Annotated in this window: 16 protein-coding genes and 1 pseudogene; 8 read left to right on the forward strand and 9 right to left on the reverse strand. The window is 39.3% G+C overall.

The window, feature by feature from the left end:
• Nucleotides 1-61: 61 nt before the first annotated feature.
• Entirely contained in the window at nt 62-985 is a 924-nt protein-coding gene (pyrB, locus tag KX581_RS02580; RefSeq protein ID WP_231175500.1) for an aspartate carbamoyltransferase, read from the reverse strand.
• A gap of 66 nt (nt 986-1,051) precedes the next feature.
• Between pyrB and KX581_RS02585 the strand changes: the two genes are divergently transcribed.
• The 8 genes from KX581_RS02585 to KX581_RS02620 all read left to right on the forward strand — a co-directional run bounded on the left by KX581_RS02585 (nt 1,052) and on the right by KX581_RS02620 (nt 12,256).
• A complete protein-coding gene (locus KX581_RS02585) occupies nt 1,052-1,567 on the forward strand; it encodes a hypothetical protein (RefSeq protein WP_000523561.1) in 516 nt (171 codons plus the stop codon).
• The gene (gene tlyA, locus KX581_RS02590) at nt 1,567-2,274 is read left to right on the forward strand and encodes a 23S rRNA (cytidine-2'-O)-methyltransferase TlyA (protein ID WP_180503925.1); all 708 of its coding nucleotides are present in this window, start codon (nt 1,567-1,569) and stop codon (nt 2,272-2,274) included. The genes KX581_RS02585 and tlyA overlap by 1 nt, the downstream gene beginning before the upstream one ends.
• On the forward strand, nt 2,240-3,082 hold the full coding sequence (locus KX581_RS02595; protein WP_231175501.1) for a bifunctional riboflavin kinase/FAD synthetase: 843 nt from the start codon (nt 2,240-2,242) through the stop codon (nt 3,080-3,082). Before tlyA ends, KX581_RS02595 begins: the two co-directional genes overlap by 35 nt.
• A 46-nt stretch (nt 3,083-3,128) precedes the next feature.
• Nucleotides 3,129-5,054, forward strand: coding sequence for a transketolase (gene tkt, locus KX581_RS02600; RefSeq protein ID WP_231175502.1), 1,926 nt, complete (start codon nt 3,129-3,131; stop codon nt 5,052-5,054).
• Nucleotides 5,051-7,387, forward strand: coding sequence for an ATP-dependent deoxyribonuclease AddB (addB, locus tag KX581_RS02605; RefSeq protein ID WP_231175503.1), 2,337 nt, complete (start codon nt 5,051-5,053; stop codon nt 7,385-7,387). Before tkt ends, addB begins: the two co-directional genes overlap by 4 nt.
• Nucleotides 7,384-9,948 (forward strand): DNA translocase FtsK, encoded by a 2,565-nt coding sequence (locus KX581_RS02610; RefSeq protein WP_231175504.1) that lies wholly within the window; start codon nt 7,384-7,386, stop codon nt 9,946-9,948. The genes addB and KX581_RS02610 overlap by 4 nt, the downstream gene beginning before the upstream one ends.
• Before the next feature lie 162 nt (nt 9,949-10,110).
• Nucleotides 10,111-11,397, forward strand: coding sequence for an MFS transporter (locus tag KX581_RS02615; protein ID WP_180503916.1), 1,287 nt, complete (start codon nt 10,111-10,113; stop codon nt 11,395-11,397).
• A gap of 49 nt (nt 11,398-11,446) precedes the next feature.
• On the forward strand, nt 11,447-12,256 hold the full coding sequence (locus tag KX581_RS02620) for a flagellar hook-basal body protein (protein ID WP_231175505.1): 810 nt from the start codon (nt 11,447-11,449) through the stop codon (nt 12,254-12,256).
• 213 nt (nt 12,257-12,469) lie between these two features.
• Here the strand turns inward: KX581_RS02620 and KX581_RS08400 are convergent.
• The 8 genes and pseudogenes from KX581_RS08400 to fliG all read right to left on the reverse strand — a co-directional run bounded on the left by KX581_RS08400 (nt 12,470) and on the right by fliG (nt 19,391).
• A pseudogene (locus tag KX581_RS08400) lies at nt 12,470-12,678 on the reverse strand (hypothetical protein).
• Nucleotides 12,679-12,714: 36 nt separating this feature from the next.
• Nucleotides 12,715-12,849 (reverse strand): hypothetical protein, encoded by a 135-nt coding sequence (locus KX581_RS08245; protein ID WP_000364519.1) that lies wholly within the window; start codon nt 12,847-12,849, stop codon nt 12,715-12,717.
• A gap of 80 nt (nt 12,850-12,929) precedes the next feature.
• On the reverse strand, nt 12,930-13,166 hold the full coding sequence (locus tag KX581_RS02625; protein ID WP_001011849.1) for a hypothetical protein: 237 nt from the start codon (nt 13,164-13,166) through the stop codon (nt 12,930-12,932).
• 2 nt (nt 13,167-13,168) lie between these two features.
• Entirely contained in the window at nt 13,169-13,924 is a 756-nt protein-coding gene (locus KX581_RS02630) for a protein NO VEIN domain-containing protein (RefSeq protein WP_180754874.1), read from the reverse strand.
• A 14-nt stretch (nt 13,925-13,938) separates the two neighbouring features.
• Nucleotides 13,939-15,729 carry a translation elongation factor 4 gene (gene lepA, locus KX581_RS02635; protein ID WP_231175521.1) on the reverse strand — a complete coding sequence of 597 codons (1,791 nt, stop codon included), beginning with the start codon at nt 15,727-15,729 and terminating at the stop codon, nt 13,939-13,941.
• A 14-nt stretch (nt 15,730-15,743) separates the two neighbouring features.
• Nucleotides 15,744-17,594 carry a 1-deoxy-D-xylulose-5-phosphate synthase gene (dxs, locus tag KX581_RS02640; protein WP_231175506.1) on the reverse strand — a complete coding sequence of 617 codons (1,851 nt, stop codon included), beginning with the start codon at nt 17,592-17,594 and terminating at the stop codon, nt 15,744-15,746.
• A gap of 2 nt (nt 17,595-17,596) precedes the next feature.
• Nucleotides 17,597-18,373: a flagellar assembly protein FliH gene (gene fliH / locus KX581_RS02645; RefSeq protein ID WP_212874171.1), complete on the reverse strand. Its 777-nt coding sequence runs from the start codon at nt 18,371-18,373 to the stop codon at nt 17,597-17,599.
• Nucleotides 18,360-19,391 carry a flagellar motor switch protein FliG gene (gene fliG / locus KX581_RS02650; RefSeq protein ID WP_000201859.1) on the reverse strand — a complete coding sequence of 344 codons (1,032 nt, stop codon included), beginning with the start codon at nt 19,389-19,391 and terminating at the stop codon, nt 18,360-18,362. Before fliG ends, fliH begins: the two co-directional genes overlap by 14 nt.
• Between the last annotated feature and the right edge of the window lie 7 nt (nt 19,392-19,398).

A 19,398-nucleotide genomic window follows, 5' to 3' on the forward strand; every position in this document is an offset into this window, starting at 1 on the left:
CGTTTTACAACCAAACCCATTTTTTAAAAAAATGCCAAAAAGCATTTTTTAAGTTTGACAATCAATCTAATAGCAAAAACTCCAACACCGCCATGCGCATTGCCACGCCATTTTTGACTTGCTCTAAGACTTTAGAACGCTTGTCTTCTAACACCGTGCTTTCTATATCAATATCCCTATGCACCGGGCCTGGGTGTAAAATAATGATCTCTTTATTTTTAGCGTGAGCCTCTAGGCGTTTTTGGGTGATGCAATAAGCGTTGCCGTAATCTTTCAAGCTCGCAAAAATGGGTGCGTTGTGCCGTTCGGTTTGAGTCCTCAAACTCATTAAGATGTCAGCAAATGCTATCGCTTCTTCAACGTTATGCGTCGTTTTTAAAGAAGTGGTAGGGAGCATGGAGCTTGGAGCGCACAGCATGATCTCAAGCCCTAGTCTTTGGAGCAATTTAATGTTGCTATTAGCCACTCTGGAATTTTTCACATCGCCTATGAAAGCGATTTTTTTCCCTTTTAAATTTTCTAAACTGCCAAAATGCTGATAAAGGGTGAGCAAGTCTAATAACGCTTGGGTAGGATGAGCGCTTACGCCGCTTCCTGCGTTAATCAAGGGGCATTGTGAAAATTCGGCTAATTTAAAAGGTGCGCTTGAAAAAGCATGCCGTGTGATGATAACATCAGGCTGCATGGCATGGATATTTTTGAAAGTGTCTGTTAGAGTTTCACCCTTTGAAGCGGAGCTTGTTTGCATGTTTAATTTCACGATTTTTGCCCCCAACCTCAAGCTTGCGATTTCAAAACTAGACACCGTTCGGGTGGAATTTTCAAAAAATAAAGCCACGATGATTTTATTTTGCATTTTTTCTTTTGTTTCTAAAGATACGGCGTTAAAATCGTTCGCATAAACGCTCGCTTTTTTTAATAAAAGCTTGATTTCATCCAGGCTTAAATCGCTGGTTTGGAGCAAGTGTCGGCATTTTTTTGGCATAAAACCCCCTTTTAGTTATAATATAGACTTTATTTTAGCTAAAAATGGCATGGGTTTTAGCAAGGAATGGGCTTGAAAAATCTCTCAACGCTTCTGGTGTTTTTATTCTTTTGTTTAGGGTGTGTGAGCAATTTTAATGAAGACACTTACACGCCGGATCTCATTTTAGAAAAAAAGATCCAAGCCAGCAGAAAAGGCGAAATCACCCAAAATAATGTGCCTATCATCACGGCTATCGCTACGCATTTAAACGATGTGGATAGCGGCACTTACTATGACCATGAGTATTTTTTAGTGGAGATTTTCACGCAAAATAACGATTGGATTGATGATGGCTATATTTCTTATGAACTTTTTGGCACAAAACCTATAGGAAAAGAGCCTTTATGGGTGCGAGAAATCACAAAAGATGAATTTGATGGCATTTTAGAAACCACGAATCGCTGGAGCAGAGCCTTTTTACTCGCTTTTGACAAATTGGATTATTTAGCGGTGCAAGAAGCCAAACTAGAGCTTGATGCCTATAGTTTAGGCAAGATTGTTTTTAATTTCGCTTATCAAGTCCCCTTACCTCAATTTTAATGCGCTTAGATTACGCTTTATTCAACCAGCATTTAGTGAATAGCAGAGAAAAAGCTAAAGCGTTGGTTTTAAAAAATCAGGTTTTAGTCAATAAAATGGTGGTTTCTAAACCCTCTTTTATGGTGAGGGAGAGCGATAAGATTGAACTCATCGCTACAAATCTATTCGTTAGCAGGGCTGGGGAAAAATTAGTGGCTTTTTTAGAAACCCATTTCGTGGATTTTAAAAAAAAGGTGGTTTTAGATGTGGGAGCGAGCAAAGGGGGCTTTAGTGAAGTGGCTCTTTTAAAAGGGGCTAAAAAGGTGCTTTGCGTGGATGTGGGGAAAATGCAATTAGATGAAAGTTTGAAACAAGACAAGCGCATAGAATGTTATGAAGAATGCGATATTAGAGGGTTTAAAACGCCAGAAAAAATTGATTTAGCGCTTTGTGATGTGAGCTTTATTTCCTTATATTGTATTTTAGAAGCGATTTTGCCTTTAAGCGATGAATTTTTAACACTTTTCAAACCGCAATTTGAAGTGGGCAGAGCGACAAAACGCAATAAAAAGGGGGTGGTGGTGGATAAAGAAGCCATTTTAAACGCTTTAGAAAACTTTAAAAACCATTTAAAAACAAAGGATTTTCAAATCTTAAAGATCCAAGAAAGCTTAGTGAAAGGGAAAAACGGGAATGTTGAATTTTTTATCCATTTCAAGCGAGCCTAAAATTAAAAGCCTGGCTATCGGTAAATTTGATGGCTTGCATCTAGGGCATCAAGCCCTTTTTAAGGAATTAAAAGATCCCAAAGCCCTTTTAATCATAGAAAAAAAACATTACACTAAAGGCTATTTAACCCCCCTAAAATACCGCGCTAAACTCGTGGGCATGCCTTTATTTTTTGTGTATTTAGAAGAGATTTCGCCATTAAACGCTTTAGAATTTTTAGATCTTTTAAAAAAGAAATTCCCCCATTTAGAACGCCTGGTCGTGGGCTATGATTTTAGGTTTGGGCATGAGAGGCAAAATGACGCTTTATTTTTAAAAGAGCGTTTTGAAAAAACCATTATTGTGCCTGAAGTGAAAATAAAAGAGATTAGCGTGCATTCTAAAACCATCAAACTAGCCTTAAGTCATGGCGACTTATCTTTGGCTAACAAGCTCTTAGGCAGGCCTTATGAAGTGTGCGGGGAAGTCATTAGCGATCAAGGCTTAGGGCATAAAGAATTAGCGCCTACTTTAAATATCAAAACTAAAGATTTTATCCTCCCTAGTTTTGGGGTGTATGCGAGTTTAGTGAAAATAAAAGATCCAATTTATCAAAAAAGCGTGAGTTTTATAGGCAACCGCTTAAGCACGGATCAAAACTTCGCCATAGAATGCCATGTCCTTGATACCATCATAGAAAACCCGCCTAAAGAAATCGCTTTGCGTTTGGTTCAAAAAATACGAGACAACATGCGCTTTTCTTCGTTAAAAGAGCTTAAAAATCAGATCCAACAAGACATCTTAAGAGCCAAAGAGATTTTGAGATAATTTGTGTTAAAATGGCTTTTAAAAACCTTAAAAATGGAAAAATTTGATGCAATTGAGTAACGCTGACTTAGAACGATTAAAAAGCATGGCCAACACGCTACGCTTTTTGTGTGCGGACATGATAGATAGGGCTAATAGCGGGCATCCGGGCGTGTGCTTGGGACTAGCTGATGTGATGGTGGTTTTAAGCTTGCACTTAAACCTAAACCCCACCAACCCTAAATGGCTCAACAGAGACAGGCTGGTTTTTAGCGGAGGGCATGCGAGCGCGTTAGCGTATAGTTTGTTGCATTTGTGGGGCTTTGATTTGAGCCTAGAAGATTTAAAATGTTTCAGGCAATTACACTCTAAAACCCCAGGACACCCCGAATTGCACCACACCGAAGGCATTGAGATCACGACCGGGCCTTTGGGGCAAGGTTTTGCTAACGCTGTGGGCTTTAGCATGGCGAGTCAATACGCTCAAAACCTTTTAGACAAAGAAGCCATTTCTCATAAAATCTATTGCTTGTGTGGGGATGGGGATTTGCAAGAAGGCATTAGTTATGAGAGCGCTTCTTTAGCCGGGCACCTCAACCTAAACAACCTCATTGTGATTTATGACAGCAACCAGATCAGCATTGAAGGCGCTATTAATATTAGTTTTAGCGAACAGGTTAAGATGCGTTTTTTGGCGCAAAATTGGGAAGTTCTAGAATGCGATGGGCATGACTATCAAGCGATTCATAACGCTTTAGAAGAAGCCAAAAAATCCACCAAACCCACGCTTTTAATCGCTCATACGATTATTGGTAAGGGGGCTATTGGCTTAGAGGGGAGTGAAAAAACGCATGGCTCACCCTTAAATAAAGAAGTGTTAAAACAATCCAAAGAAAACGCTCAAATCAACCCTGATGAAAGCTTTATCATTAGCCCAAAAAACAAAATGCATTTTGAAGAAGTGAAAGTTAGGGGCGTTAGTTTAGAAGCCTTATGGGAAAAATCCTTAAGCCCTAAAGCAAAAGAAAAGATCCATGTGTTAAAGAATTTTGATTTTAGTGCCATCAATTACCCCGTTTTCAAAAAAGGCGAATCTCTAGCCACGAGAGTGAGTAACGGCATGATTTTAAACGCTATCGCTAAAGAATGCGAGGGCTTTTTAGGGGGGAGCGCGGATTTAGCCCCCTCTAATAACACGCAATTAAAACACTCTGGCGATTTCCCTTTAGGGCAAAACTTGCATTTTGGGATCAGAGAGCATGCCATGGGGGCTATCACTAACGCTTTAGCAGCGTATGGCTTGTTTGTGCCTTTTTGCGCGACCTTTTTTGTGTTTAGCGATTACTTGATGCCTAGCATTCGTTTGAGCGCTTTAATGAAACTAAAAGCCCTTTTTATCTTTACGCATGACAGCATTGGCGTGGGCGAAGATGGGGCGACGCACCAACCCATAGAGCAATTGAGCCATTTACGCGCTTTGCCCAATTTCTACACTTTCAGGCCTAGCGATGCTTTTGAAAATACGGCTTGCATGCAAATAGCGTTAAGTTTGAACGCTCCTAGCGCTCTTATTTTATCGCGCCAGAATTTGCCCGTGCTTGATGAGGTTTCTAAAGAGCAGGTTTTAAAAGGGGCGTATGTTAAACACCACTCTAAAGATCCCATTATCACGCTTGTTGCGAGCGGGAGCGAGGTCTCTTTAGCTTTAGAGAGCACTAAGATTTTAGAGCGAGAAAATATCCCCACTCAAGTGGTGAGTGCACCTTGCTTTGATTTATTGATAGAGCAAGATGAAAACTATCTTAAAGAACTCTTTAAGGGTAAGGTTTTAGTGATTGAAGCGAGCCGTGCGATAGAGTGGTATCGTTTTGCGGATAAAATCATTGGCATGGATTCTTTTGGGAGCTCAGCAAAGGGCGATAAACTCTTTGAAAAATTTGGCTTTAGCGTTGAAAACATCACCGCTCAAGCTAAAAGATTACTCCACGCATGAACTTAGAAAAACTTTTTTTAGAAAAAACCCCCCTATTTGTTTTTAGCTCCACCAGGCGTTTAAAACATTTTTATTTAGAGCAAGGCGAAGGGTTTTTGCCTAACGCAATGAGCATGGGGAATTTTTTTGAACAGGCTTTTTACATCCCTAATAAAAAGAAAATCCCTAACAGCGTGCGCCAAATTTTAATGATAGACACTATTAAAGCTATCGCTAAAGAAAAAAAATCCATTCTTGAAGGGCTTTTACTTTTTGAAAACAGCTTTTTGGGGTATTTGGAAAGCACTTCTTTTTTGTTTGATTTGTTTGATGAGTTAAGCTCTGCTTGTATCAAACTCAATGAGCTTTCTTCTAAAGACATTTACTTGGATTATGAAAAGCATTTAGAAGTCTTAGAAATGATTTATAACCGCTATATTAAAAAGCTAGAAGAATTAGGCTTTTATGACAAAATCATGCAAGAAAAGCCCACCATTTTAAAAGAATTTTTTGAGCATTTTTCCTCCATTGAATGGCATTTAGACGGCTTTATGAGCGTTTTTGAAAGGCAATGCCTGTTAGAAGTAGCCGAGTTAGTGCCTATCACTTTACATCTATCTTGCGATAAATACAACCAAAAATTTTTGGAATTTTTGAATCTCAAATTAGAGACAGATTGCGATTATTGTATTGATTTTAAAACCCAAAAGATCCTCTCCCAAACGCCCAAGCGCCAAAAAATAAAGCCAAAACTTTATGCTAACTCCAGTTATTTAAAACAAGGTGCTTTAGTTTTACAAACCATAGAAGAGTATTTGCAAAAAGATAACGACCCTAATAAAATGGCGATCATCACGCCTAATGCGGATTTTTTACCTTTTTTAAAACTCTTAGACAAAAACAACAATTTGAATTTTGCGATGGGATTAGGGGCTAAAAACAGCCCTTATTATACAGAGCTTGTCAAAATCTTAGAAGATTTGGAAACGAGCGGTTTTGGTTTGAGCGCATCGCCTTTATTGGATTTGGAAAACCTCACGCTCCCGCTTTTAGAACAACAAAGTTCTAAAGAAAAAGCACCCTTGAAAGAAGCGCATTCTCAAATCATGCACCAGTATCATCTTTTAAAAGACACGCTTAAAAACTACAGCCTTAAAGATTTGTTGCATTTGTATTTGCAAGAATTTGAAGCCAATTTCCGCTTAGACGATTCTAGCGGGGGCAAAATACGAGTCATGGACACTTTAGAGACAAGGGGCATGCAATTTGATAAAATCGTTATTGTGGATTTCAATGAAACTTGCGTGCCAAGCCTTAAAGATTGCGATTTGTTTTTGAACTCTGCTTTAAGAAAATCGCTCAACCTCCCCACTTTATTAGATAAGAAAAATTTGCAAAAACATTATTACTACCAGCTCTTTAAAAACTCTAAAGAAATGGCACTTTCTTATATAGAGAGCGAAACTTCAAAAGTTTCTAACATGCTTTTAGAATTAAATTTGCATATAGAGCCTATCAAAGACGCTTACACGCTTTTTGAATCAACCCCTTTAAAAGACTACCAAGAAGAAGAAATCCAAGCCACTATCCCTAAAGATTTTAGCTTTAGCGCTAGCTCATTGAACGCTTTTTTAACTTGCAAACGCCGTTTTTACTACCACTACATTAAGCGATTCAAAGAAAGCCCTAAAGATGAAAATAATAGCACTATAGGCAGTTTGCTCCATGAATTTTTAAAAGAAGCTTATGAAAAGGATAAAAACCCCTATGCATTAGAAGAAAGGCTCATTCAGCTCTTAGAAACAAGAGAAAACATTACCCCTAAAGAGCGTTTAGACACTCTTATAGCGCTCAAAAAAATCCAGGCTTTTTATCTTAAAGAAAAAGAACGCTTTAAGGCAAAAATCAAAATCCTTGATCTTGAAAAAAGCTTTGAAACGACCATTCAAGGCGTTGTGTTTAAAGGGCGTATAGACAGGATTGACAAAACGGCTGACAATGAGATGATTTTATTGGATTACAAATTCAAAAGCGAGTTGAAATTAGACAACATGAGTAAAACACAAAGAGAAGGCTTAAGCCCCATAGAAATCGCTCAAATAAGTGCTGATTATCAAATGGCCATCTATGCGTTTGCCCTTAAAAATCTGGGTTACAAAGGGCCTATAAAAGCCTTTTTTTATGATTTAAGAAAGGGCGAACTAGTAGAAGAAGACGAGCTTACTTTGCAGGCTAAAATGGATCATTTGGAATTTTCTCTTATCCCCAAGCTCAAACAAGAAATTGATTTTGAAAAAACTTTAGAGGCTAAAGATTGTGAATATTGCTCTTTTAAAGACATGTGCAACCGATGAAATCTAAAAAACTTTATTTAGCTTTAATCATAGGGGTTTTATTAGCGTTTTTAACCCTATCTTCATGGCTAGGTAATAGCGGTTTAGTGGGGCGTTTTGGGGTGTGGTTTGCCGCAATCAATAAAAAATATTTTGGGTATCTTTCATTGGTTAATTTACCCTATTTAGCGTGGGTTTTATTCCTTTTATACAAGACTAAAAACCCTTTTACAGAAATCGTTTTAGAAAAAACTTTAGGGCATCTATTAGGCATTTTATCTTTGCTTTTTTTGCAATCTAGTCTGTTGGATCAAGGGGAAATCGGTAACAGCGCGCGTTTGTTTTTACGCCCTTTTATAGGGGACTTTGGGCTTTATGCGCTTATAATGCTTATGGTAGTTATTTCTTATTTGATTTTATTCAAACTGCCCCCTAAAAGCGTTTTTTATCCTTATATGAACAAAACGCAAAACCTTTTAAAAGAGGTTTATAAACAATGCTTACAAGCCTTTAGCCCTAATTTTAGCCCAAAAAAAGAGAGTTTTGAAAACACCCTATCAGATATTCAAAAAAAAGAAACCAAAAACGATAAAGAAAACCGCAAAGAAAACCCTATTGATGAAAATCACAAAACCCCTAACGAAGAATCGTTTTTAGCGATCCCTACCCCCTATAACACGACTTTAAACGCTCTAGAGCCGCAAGAAGGCTTAGTCCAAATCTCCTCCCACCCCCCTACCCATTACACCATTTACCCTAAAAAAAACCGATTTGATGATTTTTCTAACCCCACTAACCCCACTTTAAAAGAAATTAAACAAGAAACTAAAGAAAGAGAACCCACGCCTACAAAAGAAACTCTTGCTCCTACTATGTCCAAACCTGCCACGCCCAAACCCATCATGCCCACACTTGCACCCAACACAGAAAATGACAACAACACAGAAAAACACAAAGCCCCAAACCACCCAAAAAAAGAAGAAAGCCTACAAGAAAACGCGCAAAAAGAAATGATAGAAGAAACGATAAAAGAAAATCTCAAAGAAGAAAAAAGAGAAACAGAGAACGCTCCAAACTTTAGCCCACTAACCCCCACTAGCGCTAAAAAACCCGTTATGGTTAAAGAATTGAGCGAAAATAAAGAGATATTAGACGGATTGGATTATGGCGAAGTAGAAAAACCCAAAGATTATGAGCTTCCCGCAACGCAATTATTGAATGCGCTTTGTTTGAAAGACACTTCTTTAGATGAAAACGAGATTGACCAAAAAATCCAGGATTTATTGAGCAAACTGCGCACCTTTAAAATTGATGGCGATATTATCCGCACTTATTCAGGCCCTATTGTAACCACTTTTGAATTCCGCCCAGCCCCTAATGTTAAGGTGAGTCGCATTTTAGGCTTGAGCGATGATTTAGCGATGACTTTATGCGCTGAATCCATTCGCATTCAAGCCCCTATTAAGGGTAAAGATGTCGTTGGCATTGAAATCCCTAACAGCCAAAGCCAAATTATTTATTTAAGAGAAATTTTAGAGAGCGAATTGTTTCAAAAATCCAGCTCGCCCTTAACTCTAGCTTTAGGCAAAGACATTGTGGGTAACCCTTTCATCACGGATTTAAAAAAGCTCCCCCACTTGCTCATCGCCGGCACGACAGGAAGCGGTAAGAGCGTGGGCGTGAATGCGATGATCTTATCCTTACTTTATAAAAACCCCCCCGATCAGCTCAAATTAGTGATGATCGATCCCAAAATGGTAGAATTTAGCATTTATGCGGACATCCCTCATTTACTCACGCCCATTATCACCGACCCTAAAAAAGCTATCGGGGCTTTACAAAGCGTGGCTAAAGAAATGGAGCGCCGATATTCTTTAATGAGCGAATACAAGGTTAAAACCATTGATTCTTATAACGAGCAGGCGGAAAATAATGGCGTTGAAGCGTTCCCCTATTTGATTGTGGTGATTGATGAATTAGCGGATTTGATGATGACAGGAGGCAAAGAAGCGGAGTTTCCTATCGCTAGGATCGCTCAAATGGGGCGCGCGAGCGGCTTGCACCTCATTGTAGCGACCCAACGCCCAAGCGTGGATGTTGTAACCGGCTTGATTAAAACCAACTTGCCTTCAAGGGTGAGTTTTAGGGTAGGCACTAAGATTGATTCTAAAGTGATTTTAGACACCGATGGGGCGCAAAGCTTGCTAGGAAGGGGCGATATGCTCTTTACCCCCCCAGGAACAAACGGGTTAGTGCGCTTGCATGCCCCCTTTGCCACTGAAGATGAAATCAAAAAAATCGTGGATTTTATTAAAGCCCAAAAAGAAGTGGAATACGATAAAGATTTTTTGCTAGAAGAATCGCGCATGCCTTTAGACACCCCTAACTATCAAGGCGATGACATTTTAGAAAGGGCCAAAGCGGTGATTTTAGAAAAAAAGATCACTTCTACGAGTTTTTTACAACGCCAATTAAAAATCGGCTACAACCAAGCCGCTACCATTACGGACGAATTAGAAGCTCAAGGCTTTTTATCCCCAAGAAACGCCAAAGGCAACAGAGAGATTTTGCAAAACTTTTAGGCTTTGTTTTCATTGGATATTAGCAAACATTATTTTTAATTTTTAAAAAACTTTTCTCAATGATACAAACGATACCAACCTTTCATCTATTAATCAAATATTATCTGTGGTTTCCCTAACTCCTAGTAAAATTACCTAAAAATTTCGTATTCAAGGATAGCCATGAACCCCCAAACCCAACCCGCCACCAAAAAACCCTTAAGATCCCTTTTAGCCGCTAGTTCAGGTAATTTAGTAGAATGGTATGACTTTTACACTTATGCCTTCTTAGCGCCTTATTTTGCTAAGGAATTTACCCACACTAATGACCCCACTTTAGCGCTAATCTCAGCTTTTTTAGTTTTCATGCTAGGGTTTTTCATGCGCCCTTTGGGGAGTTTGTTTTTTGGTAAATTGGGGGATAAAAAGGGGCGTAAAACTTCTATGGTGTATTCCGTTATCCTTATGGCGCTAGGCTCTTTTTTGCTCGCATTGCTCCCCACTAAAGAAATCGTAGGGGAATGGGCGTTCTTGTTTTTATTATTAGCCAGGCTTTTACAAGGCTTTAGCGTGGGAGGAGAATATGGCGTGGTCGCTACTTACCTCTCTGAATTAGGCAAGAACGGCAAAAAAGGTTTTTATGGTTCTTTTCAATATGCAACTTTAGTGGGAGGGCAACTCTTAGCTATTTTTTCACTCTTTATCGTTGAAAATATCTACACGCATGAGCAAATCAGCGCGTTTGCTTGGCGTTATTTATTCGCTTTAGGGGGTATATTAGCCTTGCTCTCGCTCTTTTTAAGAAATATCATGGAAGAAACTATGGATGGTCAAACAACTTTTAAAACCACTATTAAAGAAAAAACCCAAAGAGGCAGTTTGAAGGAATTACTCAACCATAAAAAAGCCTTAATGATCGTCTTTGGGCTAACTATGGGAGGGAGTTTGTGTTTTTATACTTTTACGGTGTATTTAAAAATCTTTTTAACCAACAGCTCATCATTCAGCCCTAAAGAAAGCAGTTTTATCATGCTTTTAGCGCTCTCTTATTTTATCTTCTTACAACCCTTGTGCGGAATGCTGGCTGATAAAATCAAGCGCACCCAAATGCTGATGGTTTTTGCTATCGCAGGGCTTATTATAACGCCCGTTGTCTTTTATGGCATCAAGCATGCTAGTGGCGTGTATGAAGCCCTATTTTATGAAATGCTTGCATTGAGCGCGATGAGTTTTTACACTTGCATTGCTGGGGTTGTTAAAGCGGAATTATTCCCTGAACATGTGCGAGCGCTTGGCGTGGGTTTAGCCTATGCGATTGCGAATGCGCTTTTTGGAGGGAGTGCGAGTTATGTAGCGTTGCAATTCAAACAACATGGTTTTGAATGGGGGTTTGTGGGCTATGTCATGTTTAGTATTGTTATCTTTATGGTTATGGTTATCATATTCCCTAAAAAAACCTATTTGGAATAAATCTTTATTTAATTTTTGCTATAATTTTTTCTTTTAAAAGGATTCTTGCATGCAAAATGGGTATTATGCGGCCACGGGAGCTATGGCGACACAATTTAACCGCTTGGATTTAACTTCTAATAATTTAGCTAATTTAAACACCAATGGCTTTAAAAGAGACGATGCGATTACAGGCGATTTTTTAAGGCTTTACCAACAATACCGAGAGCAACTGCCCTTAGAAGATCAAACCAAAGCGAGCGCGAAGTATTTAAACCGCAATCTCAATCGTGTGCCTATTTTATCAGAAATCTATACGGATAGAAGCCTTGGCGCGTTTGAAGAAACGCATAACCCCCTAGATTTTGCCCTAACAAGCCCTAACCTCTATTTTGCAATACAAACTAATGAGGGCGTCGCCTATACTAGAGACGGGCATTTCAGCGTTGATAAAGACGGCTTTTTAGTTACTCTTAATGGCTTTAAGGTGCTTTCACGCTCTGGATTGAACGAAAAAGGAGGGATCATGCTCATGCCTGACGCTGAAATTGAAGTTAATCAAAATGGCGGAATCACTTTTAGGGATAATGAAGCCCAAATTCAAGCGGGCGCGTTAGCTTTAGTGAGTTTTAGCGAACCTAAAAACCTTAAAAAAATAGGGCAAAACCTTTATACTTATCAGGGCGAAGGCATTCATCAAGTCTCTGACTCTGGCGCGTTAAGGCAATACATGCTAGAAAAAAGCAATGTCAATGCGGTGCGTGAGATGAGCACTTTAATTGAAATCAACCGCTTTTTGGACATGTATTCTAAAGTGCTAAAAACCCATCAAGATGACATGAACGCTGAAGCGATCAACAAACTCGCTACAAAAGCTTAAACTTTTGGCGATTTTAAAATCCATAGGAGGGTTTTTACGATACCTTAACTCCCTAATGACGCTTTTTAAAAGCCTTGTTAATCTTTTTTATATAAGATTAGTTTTAAAAGAGTTTAAAGAATTAAATGCCTTTTCTTTTGTAATCGCTTGCAAAGTAGACGGTAACGCAAGCTTCTCTTTATAGCCGCTAGCTACTCAACAATAATTCAATTTTTAATTATTTCGTTTGTTGTTTAAAAACGCTCTTTATTGTGGTATTCTGTAAGCAACGCCCCCATTTTTCTTGTTATGGCTCTTGTGTTTTAAGCTCGTTTGTGGTAGGACATCCCATTAAGGACGCTACAGTTAATGCCGTCTCTGTAATGATTAGGGAGTGTCCCAATGGTTTCTAGTTTCCTTAATGTTTTTATCGCCCCAATCAAGTTTTTTGATTACCCACTTGATTGTTAGCGTTCATTTTAAGATAGAGCCATTCCAAAAGCTTGTAAAAAATTTCTTTCTGCTTCCACTAAATTAGGGTGTAAGAGCAAGTCATTCTTTAAAGCGCTGGTATAGGCGGTGTGTGAGCGAGAGCTTTTATTTTTTAAGTCCAATTTGATTTTATCTTTTTGGCATAACCAACACTATATCTAAAGAAATCTTTTTTCTTGTTTGTGAATGTAGTTTTATATTCTTACTCCAACGCCAAGTCAATCAAAATTTGCCAATTCTCTTTATAGTGTTGGAGTTGCGACAAGCTCTTTGTGTTGCCCCATTCTTGTGTGTCTTCAATAGGGATAATATAGCATTCGCTCGTGCGAGTGTCTATCCCTAAAATCAAATCGCAATCTTTTTTGGTGTATTTGTAAGTGCGTTTAGGGGCATTCCTATCAATTTGAACCCCACTCCTATAGCCTCCTGTAAAATTCAAAGTTATTTTATTTGCCCTACTAAGTGGTATTCTAAAATGCTTTTTTGCTTTCTCTCGCATGCCTTAAACTCTAAACGCTCTAAAGGATTAACAACAGATAAAAGATAGGGTTTCTTACTCAAATTCAATACCACTACAAGCACATAATCATGGCTATAAGTTTGCGCTTGATCGTATTCTTTTTGAGTCAATCTCAATGTCCCTTGCTTTTCTCTAATCCCCTTAACTTCCACTAAAAACGCCTGCTTGTTGGTTTGAATATAGAAGTCATACCCATCGCCAAAAAGACGCATGTCTTTTAAACTCCCACAAGAAAACACTTCTATATTTTTATAGTGGTTTAAAAAATATAACTCTGCCTCTAAGCCTGTTTCTTGCATGCTTTTATAGCGGGTTTTAAGGTAAGCGTTAGGGGTAATGTCTAGTTGAATGCCATATTGTTCTTGTAAAAATAATTTCACAATATGGCTAAAACCTTTAGCGTCTTCATCTTTAAACAAGCTATCAATCCATAATTTTCTATGGATATAGGCATTGCCTTTTTGCCACCAGCCTTTGCGTTTGTTAGGAAAAAAATAATCAAATAAATCCATGCGATTTTTGATAACGCCAGTCGTGTCAGCTAGGCCAATTTGGACGCAATATTCAAAAAAAGTATTTTTAGTAGAAAAACCAAATTCTTTAATAAAGTCATTATCAAATTTTGCCAAAGCATAGCCTATGAGATTTAAAATTTCATAGTTCTTATGTTTTGCCATAGAAGCTAAACGCCCTAATCAATCTTTAATATCGCTAAAAACGCTTCTTGGGGAAGCTCCACTTTACCGATAGCTTTCATGCGTTTCTTGCCCTCTTTTTGCTTTTCTAAGAGTTTTCTTTTTCGTGTAATATCGCCCCCATAGCACTTAGCCGTTACATTCTTACCGACAGATTTAATCGTCTCTCTGGCGATGATTTTATTCCCCACGCTCGCTTGGATAGCGACTTCAAAAAGCTGTCTTGGGATAAGCTCTTTCATCGTTTCCACTAAAGCTCGCCCCTTTTCATACGCCTTATTTTTATCTATAATGATAGAAAGCGCATCCACCACATCGCCTGCCACCCTCACATCTAACTTCACTAAATGAGCCTCTCTGTTTTCTATAGGCTCATAATCAAAGCTCGCATACCCTTTCGTGCAAGATTTGAGCTTGTCATAAAAATCCATCACAATTTCATTGCTCGGCAAGGAATAAGTGAGCATGACACGAGACTGGTTTAAATATTCCATTTTTTCTTGAATGCCTCTTTTATTGTTCAATAACTGCATTAAATTACCCAAAAATTCACTCGGCGTGATGATCGTCGCCCTCACAAAAGGCTCTTTGATGCAAGCGATACAATTTTCAGGGGGCAATTCGCTAGGGTTTTGGACATATTTGATGCTATTATCCGTCAAATGCACTTCATACACCACCGTGGGAGCGGTAGCGATTAAGTTAAGGCCAAATTCCCTTTCCAGCCTTTCTTTAATCACTTCCATGTGCAATAACCCTAAAAAGCCCACCCTAAAGCCAAAGCCAAGTGCTACCGAGCTTTCAGGCTCAAAATTTAAAGCGCAATCGTTAAGCTGGAGTTTCAATAACGCTTCTCTTAAATCTTCAAACCGGTCCGTTTCTATAGGGTAAAGCCCCGCAAAAACAAAGGGTTTAGCCGGCATAAAGCCTTCAATGGGTTTAGGGGTATGGTTTTTAGCGTCTGTGAGCGTATCACCCACCGCAATATCAGTAACGCTTTTTAGCCCCAAACTCACAATGCCAATCTCGCCGCATTCTAAACTTTTGGTGGGGATTTTTTTCAAAGGGTTAGGGTAGTATAGCCCTAAAACGCCATGTTTTTTACCTGTTCCCATCACTAAAATTTCTTGTTCGGTGTTGATGCTCCCATCCATGATACGCACTAGTGCTAACGCCCCTAAATAATTGTCAAACCATGAATCATAAATGAGCGCTTTTAAGGGAGCGTTAAAATCACCGCTAGGGGCAGGAATGGTTGTAATGATTTTTTCTAACAAATCTTTAATGCCAAGCTTAGCTTTAGCGCTCACTTCATTAGCGCCAGAGCAATCAATCCCTATCGTGTCTTCTATATCCTGTTTGACCTCTAAAACATTCGCATTAGGCAAATCAATTTTATTGATCACCGGTAAAATCTCTAAATTGTTATCTAAAGCGATATAAGTGTTGGCGATGGTTTGCGCTTCCACGCCTTGAGTGGCATCCACCACCAATAACGCCCCTTCGCATGAACACAAAGAGCGCGACACTTCATAGCTAAAATCCACATGCCCTGGGGTGTCAATGAGGTTTAAAACATAATCCTCCCCCTTAAAAGTGTAATTCAAGCGCACGCTTTGAGCCTTAATCGTAATGCCTCTTTCTTTTTCAATATCCATCGTGTCCATCACTTGGCTCTTCATCTCTCTATTACTGATAGCGTTGCATTCAGAAATCAAACAATCCGCTAAAGTGCTTTTACCATGGTCAATGTGAGCGATAATGGAAAAATTGCGGATATTCTTCATTGGCGCTTTTGTTTTCATCTCTCTTGTCCTAAATCTTTTAAAATAGCCTCAGTCAAACTCTCTGTGTCTAAGCCTAAGGATTTTTCCACTAAAGCGGTGTTCCCATGCATGATAAATTCATCAATGATTTCAAAGCTTTTAACAGGCTTTAAAATATTTTGTTCGCTCAAAAACTCTAAAATCGCGCTAGCCACCCCCCCAAGCTTGTAATTATCGCTAAAAACATAGAGCTTTTGATAAGGGGCAATGATTGCGCTTAAATTTGGATCTAAGGGCTTTAAAAACCTGAGATCCAAAAGCGCGCATTCTATGTTTTTTTCCTTTAAAGCCAGTTGGACCAAATGCGCCCGCCCCACGCCATTACCATAGCCAATGAGTAAAATTTCGCCCTCTTTTTTCAACAATTCGCTTTGCCCCAAAACAAAACCGCTAGGCTCAAAAACCCCCTCTTTTAGTGCAAACGACCCCCTAGGGTAGCGGAACGCGCAAGGGCTTGAATCATGCTCATTAGCAAAACGCACGGCGTTTTTTAAAGTCTCATTATCTCGTGGGGCAAAAATGACCATGTTAGGGATAGAGCGCAAATACGACACGTCTAAAAGCCCTTGGTGCGTCTCGCCATCTTCGCCCACAATCCCAGCCCTATCAATGGCCAATTTAATCGGTAGGCTAGAAATGCAAGCGTCATGCACAATGGAATCATAAGCCCTTTGCAAAAAAGTAGAATAGATACTCACAAAAGGTTTAAACCCCTCTTTAGCCATAGCGCTGCTAGAAGTTAGGGCGTGTTGTTCAGCGATAGCGACATCAAAAAAGCGCAAAGGGTAAGCGTCAATGAGTTTGTCTAATCCTGTGCCGCTAGGCATCGCTGCGGTTACGCCTACGATTTTTTCATCTTTCTTGGCCAATTCTAAAAGGGTGTTAGAATACGCTTCAGTGGGCGATAAAATCGCGCTTTTGGATTTTTTAGACAAGCCGGTATCCAAATCAAAAGGCCCCACCCCATGCCATTTTTCATAGCGCCCTTCAGCGATCTTATAGCCTTTGCCTTTTAAGGTTTGCGCATGGATTAGCACCGGTTCTTTAAGCTCTTTGGCTAATTTCAAGGTCTCAATAATCGCGCTCAAATCATGCCCATTAATAGGCCCTATATAGTTAATGCCTAATTCTTCAAAAAACACGCCCGGGGTGATGAGCTTGAAAGATTCTTCAAAGCGACTCGCTAAGTAATTCACGCTTTCAGGTAAGGTGTTTAAGATTTTTTTCACTTTAGAGCGGAAAGACTGGTAAAACGGGCCTTTCATCAGCTGGCTAAGGGCTTTAGACAAAGCTCCAATAGGCGTGCTGATACTCATTTCATTATCGTTCAAAATCATGATCATGGGGTATTTCCTATCGCCCAATTCGTTTAAGGCTTCATAAAAAATCCCTGCACTAATGCTTCCATCGCCTAATAAAGCTATAGGCATGCCTAGCGCTTGTTTCAAACAAAAAGCTTTAGCCACCCCCACGCCTATAGACACCGAAGTGGAGCTATGCCCGGCAATGAAATAATCGTATGCGCTCTCGCTGGGTTTAGTAAAGCCGCTCAAACCTTTAAATTGCCTTAGAGTGCTAAAGCTTTCAAAACGCCCGGTTAAGAGCTTATGAGCGTAAGCTTGGTGCGAAGTGTCAAAAATAAAAGGGTTTTTTTGGCAATCAAATAAGGCATGCATGCTTACAATCAGCTCCACAGCCCCTAAAGAAGAGCTTAAATGCCCCCCATTAGCGCTCACCACTTCTAAAATACGACTGCGCAGCGTTTGACACACCAACTCCAAGCCTGCAATATCATTAGGGTTTAAATCAAAAGTTTTATTTTGCAAAATCACACCTTAAAATTTTCCAACACGCTTTCTTTGAGCGTTTTAAAGCGCTCCATTAAATTCCCATCAAGACTCCCGTTAGAGCTAGTGATCATAACGCCTCCCTTAGAAATAGCCTCATTGCTCTCTAATTTGATTTTAGAAGCGTTTTGCAAACGCTCGTTTAAATAAGGGTAATCCAAGGGATTGACTTTTAAATGAATATCCGTTGCGTCTAAAACATTTTTTAAAAGCTCTTCAGCCAAAGCTAGGGCCACTTTTTGGCTGTTGTCTTCCACTTCTTTAAGGATCACTTCTTTAGCTATATCTATCGCAATCGCACTCAGTTCCTTTTCTAAAGCCATTAAATGATCTTCTGATTTTTTCATTTTTTCATCTAAAGCGCTGATCGCATGCAAAAGCTGGTTTTTTTCTTCATTCACGCTATGAGTGAGCTCGTTACGCATTTTTTCTTCGCCCTCTTTAAAGCCGATTTTATAGCCATCGTTTTTAGCGTTTTCAATCAAAACTTTGCTCTCTTCTTGGGCTTTTTCAAATTGCATTTGCAATTTCACTAAATGGCTTGAAAGCTCATCGGTTTTTTTCAATAAGCAATCAATCAAATCGTTTTCTATCGCTTTTTTTTCCAAAGGCTCTTGCGGGCTAGGCGTTTCTAAAGACGCGCCATTAGGATTAGTTTTAGGGGGTAAGTTTGCCATGCTCTTAAATTCGTATTTTTGAATGTCATGCTTATTCAAATGGTCTTTTTGGATCAAGTTTTTACGGCTATTCAATGACATCTTCCTCTTCACCGGTTTGGATCACGCCTTTTTCTTGCAAGCTCTGCACGATTTCAATGATTTTCCTTTGGGCTACATCCACATCTTTGATTTTGACTGCCCCTAAATATTGCATTTCTTCTACAAACTGCTCTGCTGCCCGACTGCTCATGTTGTTTAAGAATTTATCGGTTAAATCTTGGGTAGAAGTTTTTAGTGCCAAAGACAAATCTTTTTTATCCGCTACTTTTAAAATCTCTCTGATAGCGAAATTGTCTAGTTTGGCTATGTCTTCAAAAGTGAACATCATTTCTTTAATCGCACCGGCGAGTTTGTTATCCACGCTTTCAATGCGAGCGAGCGTGGTTTTAGCGCTCTTTTGGCCTAAGCGGTTAAAGATTTCAGCCACCGCTCTCAAGCCACCCACTTCAATTTTATAGCTAGTGAGCGATTCTAGTTTGTTTTCCAACACCGTGGAAACCCTTTTAACCACTTGGGGCGATATTTCGCCTAAATTCGCCATTCTAATAGAAATCTCAGCTTTCATTTCATCAGGGAAATAGCTCAAAGTCTCAGCCGCATTAGGGGCTTCCATGTGGGCTAAAATCAAGGCAATGGTTTGAGGGTGTTCGTTAATGATGAAATCAGCGAGTTGTTGGGGCTTGATTTTGCCTAAATAAGCGAAGTTTTTTTGCGTTTGCAAGCTTTTAGTGAGTTTGTCCATCACTTTTCTGGCTTCTTCGCTCCCTAAAGTCCTGGTTAAAAGCTCTCTAGCGTATTCTAAACCGCCGGTATTGATGTATTGGTTAGACTGAAAAATCGCAAAAAATTCCTCTAAAACCGCCGCACCGATTTGCTTGTCCGTGCCGTTTAATTGCACGATTTGCTTAGAAATCTCTGTAATAGAGTCAATGTCTAAATGCCTTAAAATCTCGCCTGTGGTGTCTTCGCCCACTTGAATGAGTAAAATAGCGATTTTTTCACTCATGGAAAGTTCGTCTAATTGAGCCTTTTGTTTGGGGGTAAGCTTGGTTGCCATTTTTAAC

Origin of the sequence: Helicobacter pylori (assembly GCF_021062735.1) — a bacterium.
Taxonomy (GTDB): Bacteria; Campylobacterota; Campylobacteria; order Campylobacterales; family Helicobacteraceae; genus Helicobacter; species Helicobacter pylori_DN.

Bases quoted from the DNA above. Each gene is read 5' to 3' on its own strand.
- lepA (WP_231175521.1), bottom strand. From the start codon at position 15,729: ATGAAGAATATCCGCAATTTTTCCATTATCGCTCACATTGACCATGGT.
- fliG (WP_000201859.1), bottom strand. From the start codon at position 19,391: ATGGCAACCAAGCTTACCCCCAAACAAAAGGCTCAATTAGACGAACTT.
- KX581_RS02620 (WP_231175505.1), top strand. From the start codon at position 11,447: ATGCAAAATGGGTATTATGCGGCCACGGGAGCTATGGCGACACAATTT.
- fliH (WP_212874171.1), bottom strand. From the start codon at position 18,373: ATGTCATTGAATAGCCGTAAAAACTTGATCCAAAAAGACCATTTGAAT.
- pyrB (WP_231175500.1), bottom strand. From the start codon at position 985: ATGCCAAAAAAATGCCGACACTTGCTCCAAACCAGCGATTTAAGCCTG.
- KX581_RS02585 (WP_000523561.1), top strand. From the start codon at position 1,052: ATGGGCTTGAAAAATCTCTCAACGCTTCTGGTGTTTTTATTCTTTTGT.
- tlyA (WP_180503925.1), top strand. From the start codon at position 1,567: ATGCGCTTAGATTACGCTTTATTCAACCAGCATTTAGTGAATAGCAGA.
- KX581_RS02630 (WP_180754874.1), bottom strand. From the start codon at position 13,924: ATGGCAAAACATAAGAACTATGAAATTTTAAATCTCATAGGCTATGCT.
- KX581_RS02610 (WP_231175504.1), top strand. From the start codon at position 7,384: ATGAAATCTAAAAAACTTTATTTAGCTTTAATCATAGGGGTTTTATTA.
- KX581_RS02615 (WP_180503916.1), top strand. From the start codon at position 10,111: ATGAACCCCCAAACCCAACCCGCCACCAAAAAACCCTTAAGATCCCTT.
- tkt (WP_231175502.1), top strand. From the start codon at position 3,129: ATGCAATTGAGTAACGCTGACTTAGAACGATTAAAAAGCATGGCCAAC.
- addB (WP_231175503.1), top strand. From the start codon at position 5,051: ATGAACTTAGAAAAACTTTTTTTAGAAAAAACCCCCCTATTTGTTTTT.
- KX581_RS02595 (WP_231175501.1), top strand. From the start codon at position 2,240: ATGTTGAATTTTTTATCCATTTCAAGCGAGCCTAAAATTAAAAGCCTG.